Origin of the sequence: Curtobacterium sp. PhB146 (genome assembly GCF_004342995.1) — a bacterium.
GTDB lineage: Bacteria > Actinomycetota > Actinomycetes > Actinomycetales > Microbacteriaceae > Curtobacterium.
Genome location: NZ_SMBN01000016.1, coordinates 1 through 4,795 on the forward strand (window position 1 = coordinate 1; position 4,795 = coordinate 4,795).

General features: G+C 68.0%; 4 protein-coding genes. 3 read left to right on the forward strand and 1 reads right to left on the reverse strand.

Annotation, left to right across the window (positions count from 1 at the left end):
- Positions 1 to 710: 710 nt before the first annotated feature.
- Positions 711 to 1,526, reverse strand: a complete 816-nt coding sequence (gene modA, locus EDF33_RS19905; protein WP_132100987.1) for a molybdate ABC transporter substrate-binding protein — start codon at positions 1,524 to 1,526, stop codon at positions 711 to 713.
- Between the two features lie 161 nt (positions 1,527 to 1,687).
- Here modA and EDF33_RS19910 point away from each other — a divergent pair, with 161 nt between their 5' ends.
- From EDF33_RS19910 to EDF33_RS19920, 3 genes are read left to right on the forward strand one after another with little or no spacing between them, the layout of a single operon-like run.
- The gene (locus EDF33_RS19910) at positions 1,688 to 2,479 is read left to right on the forward strand and encodes a class I SAM-dependent methyltransferase (RefSeq protein ID WP_132100988.1); all 792 of its coding nucleotides are present in this window, start codon (positions 1,688 to 1,690) and stop codon (positions 2,477 to 2,479) included.
- On the forward strand, positions 2,476 to 3,648 hold the full coding sequence (locus EDF33_RS19915; protein WP_132100989.1) for an MFS transporter: 1,173 nt from the start codon (positions 2,476 to 2,478) through the stop codon (positions 3,646 to 3,648). Before EDF33_RS19910 ends, EDF33_RS19915 begins: the two co-directional genes overlap by 4 nt.
- 10 nt (positions 3,649 to 3,658) lie before the next feature.
- Positions 3,659 to 4,615, forward strand: coding sequence for a DJ-1/PfpI family protein (locus EDF33_RS19920; RefSeq protein ID WP_243692526.1), 957 nt, complete (start codon positions 3,659 to 3,661; stop codon positions 4,613 to 4,615).
- Positions 4,616 to 4,795 lie beyond the last annotated feature (180 nt).

A 4,795-nucleotide genomic window follows, 5' to 3' on the forward strand; every position in this document is an offset into this window, starting at 1 on the left:
ACCGTCCGCGCCGACGTCACCTCGACGTGGACGACGACCTCCGCCAGCAGCGTCCGCATCAGCACCGTCCGCTTCCTCGGACTCGGCCGCACCAGCTGCGCCTGATGGCAATACTGGGCTGTCGTCCTAAAAAGCTTTAGTTTTCCGAGATGCAGCCGTGAGACACATTGCCATGTCGGTGACATCAGCATCCAAGCGGGTGCCGCTTGTCTCGGAATGTCGTCTGGGCCTGGCTGGCGGTTCGTCGAGTGGTCTTGACGGTTTGTGGGACGCAGCGCGTGGCAGAGGGCTTGGGGGAGCTGTTGGCGAGCCCGCAGTGTCGTCCTTTCCGCGGAGCAGTGAGGGTCCCTGGGAGGATCGCTACGCGGTCATGCTCTCCCAGAAGATGAGTTCGCTGCGGCCCGCTTCGCTGAGGGGTATGCCCTCACTGTCCGTCGCGGTGTCAAGGACGGTTGCGAACACACTGCCGTCCGGGAGCGTCAGTTCTCGGGCCGTCCAGCGCACAAGCCCATAGCCAGGGTGGTCCGTGCACCCGGAGCTGAGTCGAGCATCCACGCCCTGAGCGTACGACTTTGTGGCGGCGACCGGCCATGACGAGCGACCTGATCGCTGGTAATCAGCGTCATGGGAACCGGCACCCCGATAGCCGAACATCTCGCAGGATGCCTGTCCCGCTCGGCGATGGGTCACCGGACGGCCTGCCTCGGTTTTCAGGGGGCTTGGAAGCCGGCTTCCTGGAGCACCTTCTGTCCGGCGTCGGAGCGGACGTAGTCGCTGAACGAGGCGGCGAGGTCGGGGTTCTTGCTCTCCTTGAGCACCGCGATCGGGTAAGTGTTGACGGCGCTTGATGCGTCCTTGAATGTCACCCCGTCGATCTTGCCAGCCGCGCCCTTGACGTCGGTGACGTACACCAGGCCTGCGTCTGCTTGCCCGGAGCTGACCTTACCGAGCACGTCGGTGACGGACTGCTCCTCGCTGACGGGCTTCAACGTGACCCCGGTCGCCTGCTCGACCTTCTCGGTAGCGGCACCGCACGGGACCGGGCTGGCGCACGTGACGACCTGCACGCCGGCGTTGGTGAGGTCCTTGAAGTCGGTGATCTTCTTCGGGTTGCCGGGCGCGACCGCGATCTCAAGCGTGTTCTTCGCAAAGTCCGCCGGTGAGCCCTGGAGGTCGTTCGTGGCGAGCTTGTCCATGTTCTTCTCGTCAGCCGACGCGAATACGTCGGCCGGTGCGCCGTTCTGGATCTGCGTCACGAGGTCACTGGAACCGGCGAAGGAGAACTCAATCGTCGTACCCGGGTGTGCGGCCTCGTACTGCTTCCCCAGCTCGGTAAACGTCTTCTGCAACGACGCTGCCGCAAACACTGTGATCGAACCCATCGCAGAGGACGAGGACGAGGACGAGGACGGCGACGGCGACGACGAGCTGGCTGTCGTGCTGCCGGCGGAACACGCCGTAAGCAGCAGCGACGCCGCGGCGACCGCGGTCAGGAGGGTCGGCAGGCGGGTGGCGCGGTGCGGCATGACGGGGTTCCGTTCGACAGGTTGCGCCGCAAATGCGGCGATGTTTTGCCATTCAACACGAAGATGCGGTTGCCCCGGTGGTCATGGGTTGGCGTGATCTGTACGGCCGTCGTCCTGATTACCGCTGGCGGCGTCCTTGGGCTCGGCGGTTGGCTGATGTCATGACAGATGAGCGTTCAGTGACGAGCGGGTCCGATGGCAGTGCCGGCGATGCGAACTACGGCGTGATCGGGGCCGGGTACGGGCAGTACCGGCGTCCGGAGCCCGCGTTCACCGCGGCGATCCAGGCTGCGCTCGGCAATGCTCGAACGCTCGTGAACGTCGGTGCTGGTGCGGGCTCCTACGAACCGACCGACCTCGACGTGACCGCTGTAGAGCCGAGCGCCACGATGCGTGCGCAACGCCCCGCAGGGTCGGTGCCCGCGGTCGATGCGACCGCGGAGGACCTTCCGTTCGGTGACGACAGCTTCGACGCGGCCCTGGCGTCGTTCACCGTCCATCAGTGGCGGGACCTGCCGGCTGGGCTCCACGAGGTTCGCCGGGTGACCCGCGGGCCTGTCGTGATCCTCACCTGCGACCCGTCCGCGCTCACCCGGTCGTGGATCAACGACTACGCACTCGAGGTCATCGCCACGGAAGCCAGCCGATACCCGTCGATCGACAACCTCCGAGCAGGACTCGGCGGAACCGTCACCGTGGCGTCCGTACCGATCCCACTCGAATGCGTCGACGGATTCAGCGAGGCGTACTACGGCCGCCCCGAAGCGCTCCTCGACCCCGGCGCCAGGCGCGCGAACTCCGCCTGGAGCTTCGTCGGTCCGGACGTCGAGGCACGCTTCGAGCGCGCGCTGCGGGCCGACCTCGACACGGTCGCGTGGGACGCCCAGCACGGACACCTGCGCGCCCAGCCGACGTTCGACGGGTCGCTGCGCCTCGTGGTGGGCCACCCGTGAAGACAGAAACGGTACAGCGGCAGGGGAAGGCGCTGTGGCTGGTCGCTGCGTGGTTCTGGGCGTTGCAGTTCGCGGTGCTGAACCCGCTGCTCGCAGTGCTCCTCGTGACCCTCTACGACGCGACGCCGGCCGAGGTCGGTTGGGTCCTGGGGCTCTACAACGTTGGCGGGTTCGCCGCGTCCCTGCTCATCCCGACTCTCGCGGACCGGAGCCGGAACTACCTGCGGCCGCTGGTGTTCTGTGCGCTCGGCGGAGTTGCTCTCGTGGCGGTCCTCGCAGTCACGACGTCGCTCCCGGTGGTCGTGCTCGCCCTGGTCATCCTCGGCGGCCCGCCCGGCGTCGGATCGACGCTGCTGTTCGCGCAGCTCCGCCATGAAGGCGCACCACCGGCGCAGGTCATCCGGACCCGTGCGATCGTGTCTTTCGCCTGGGTCATCGGCCCTCCCGTGGCCACCCTCGTCACTGGAACGGCAGGCTCCCCGGCAGCGCTGCCGCTCCTTGCCGGCATCGGCCTGGTCAACGTCGTCACCGCGCTCCTGCTCCTCCGCCGACGCGGGACAATTCGCACCGATGACGCCACACCTCGGCCACGGCTGCTGGTGCAGCTCCGCGGGTGGAACCGGTGGGGTGTCGTCGGAGCGTTCACGCTCCTGCAGGCGACGAACATCGCCACCGTCACTATCGCGACCCTGTTCGTCACCCGCGACCTCCAGGCTCCGATCATCTGGGCTGGCATCACGCTCGGCGCTGCCGCCCTCCTCGAGATCCCCGCACTGCTGCTCATCGGTCGGCTCCAGGAACACCGCTCCGTCCGGCTCCTCCTCGCTGGCGGGTGGGTATGCGGTGTCGCGTACTACGGCTTCGTCGCGCTGGCCCATGAGCCGTGGCAGCTCCTCGTTCTGCAGCCGCTGAACGCCTGGTTCTTCGCGACCGTCGCCGGCCTCGGTCTGACCGTGTTCCAGGACGTGTTCCCGAGCCCCGGACTCGCATCGGGGCTCTTCACCAACACCCGCCGCGCCGGAGCCGTTCTCGCCGGCCTGCTCATCGCCGCACTCGGCTCGTTTCCCGCCCCGTACCGGGCCGTGTACATCGCCGCGGCAATCATCGCGCTCACCGTGCTTGCCACCGCCGCTGCGGTCACCACCCGTGCACGTGACGCAGCGCGCTAGGTTCGAGGGCGTGAGCACAGACCGCGACCACCGAGTGGCGGTGCTCGTTCTCGACGGCGCGAAAGCGCTCGACGTCGGGATCGCTGCGCACGTGTTCGCGAAGCGGCCGAGCATGCCCTACGAGGCCCGCGTCTGCGCCGAACAGGTCGGCACCGTGGAAGGGTGGGACGGCCTCGCCTACGCCGTCAGCCACGACCTCGACACTCTTACCTGGGCCGACACCATCCTCGTCCCCGGCTACCGGAACCCCGCCGAGGTCACCACACCGCCAGCGGTCATCGCAGCGCTCCGCGCAGCGCACGAACGCGGTGCCCGGATCGCAGCGATCTCGACAGGCGCGTTCACCCTCGCCGCCGCCGGGCTCCTCAATGGGCGGCGCGCGACGACGCACTGGCACTACACGGACATCCTCCGCGACCGGTACCCGGAGGTCGACGTCGACGAGCACGTGCTGTTCGTCGACGCCGGGAACGTGCTCACCAGCGCCGGCGCCGCCAGCGGCATCGACCTCTGCCTCCACCTCATCCGCCGCGACCACGGAGTCGCGCTCGCCAACCACGTCGCCCGACGCCTCGTCAGCGCCCCCTACCGAAGCGGCGGCCAAGCCCAGTACGTGCTCCGCACCATCCCAGAACCCCTCGGCGACGTCTTCGCCGCCACCCGCGCCTGGGCGCTCGACCACCTCGACGACGACCTGTCCCTCGCGGCGCTTGCCCGTCAGTCGAATGTGTCCGCGCGGACGTTCTCACGCCGGTTTGCTGCCGACACCGGCATCACCCCGATGCAGTGGGTCTTGCGCGCCAGGATCGACCGCGCCCGGGAACTTCTCGAACGCACCGACTTGACGATGACGCAGATCGCCGAAGCGACAGGACTGCGATCCGACGCGAACCTCCGTCGCCACTTCGGCAGCATCATCGGCACCTCTCCCACCGCCTACCGAGCTGCGTTCCAGGAGTCTCGATAGCCGGTGGTCCACCGCTACACGACAGCCGTCGTCCACGACGGGCTCGCTTGCCGCCTGCTGTGAGCAGAGGCCCTTGCGGTTGCACCGGGCACGACAGATGATCCTCGCGAACCCGTATCAGCCAGTCGGAACGGCCGCGGCGGCGAGTGGGATTGCGCACTTCGGCCGGTTCTCCGCCTA

Excerpts from the sequence above, each read along its gene's own strand:
- EDF33_RS19910 (WP_132100988.1), top strand. The coding sequence starts at position 1,688 with ATGACAGATGAGCGTTCAGTGACGAGCGGGTCCGATGGCAGTGCCGGC.
- modA (WP_132100987.1), bottom strand. The coding sequence starts at position 1,526 with ATGCCGCACCGCGCCACCCGCCTGCCGACCCTCCTGACCGCGGTCGCC.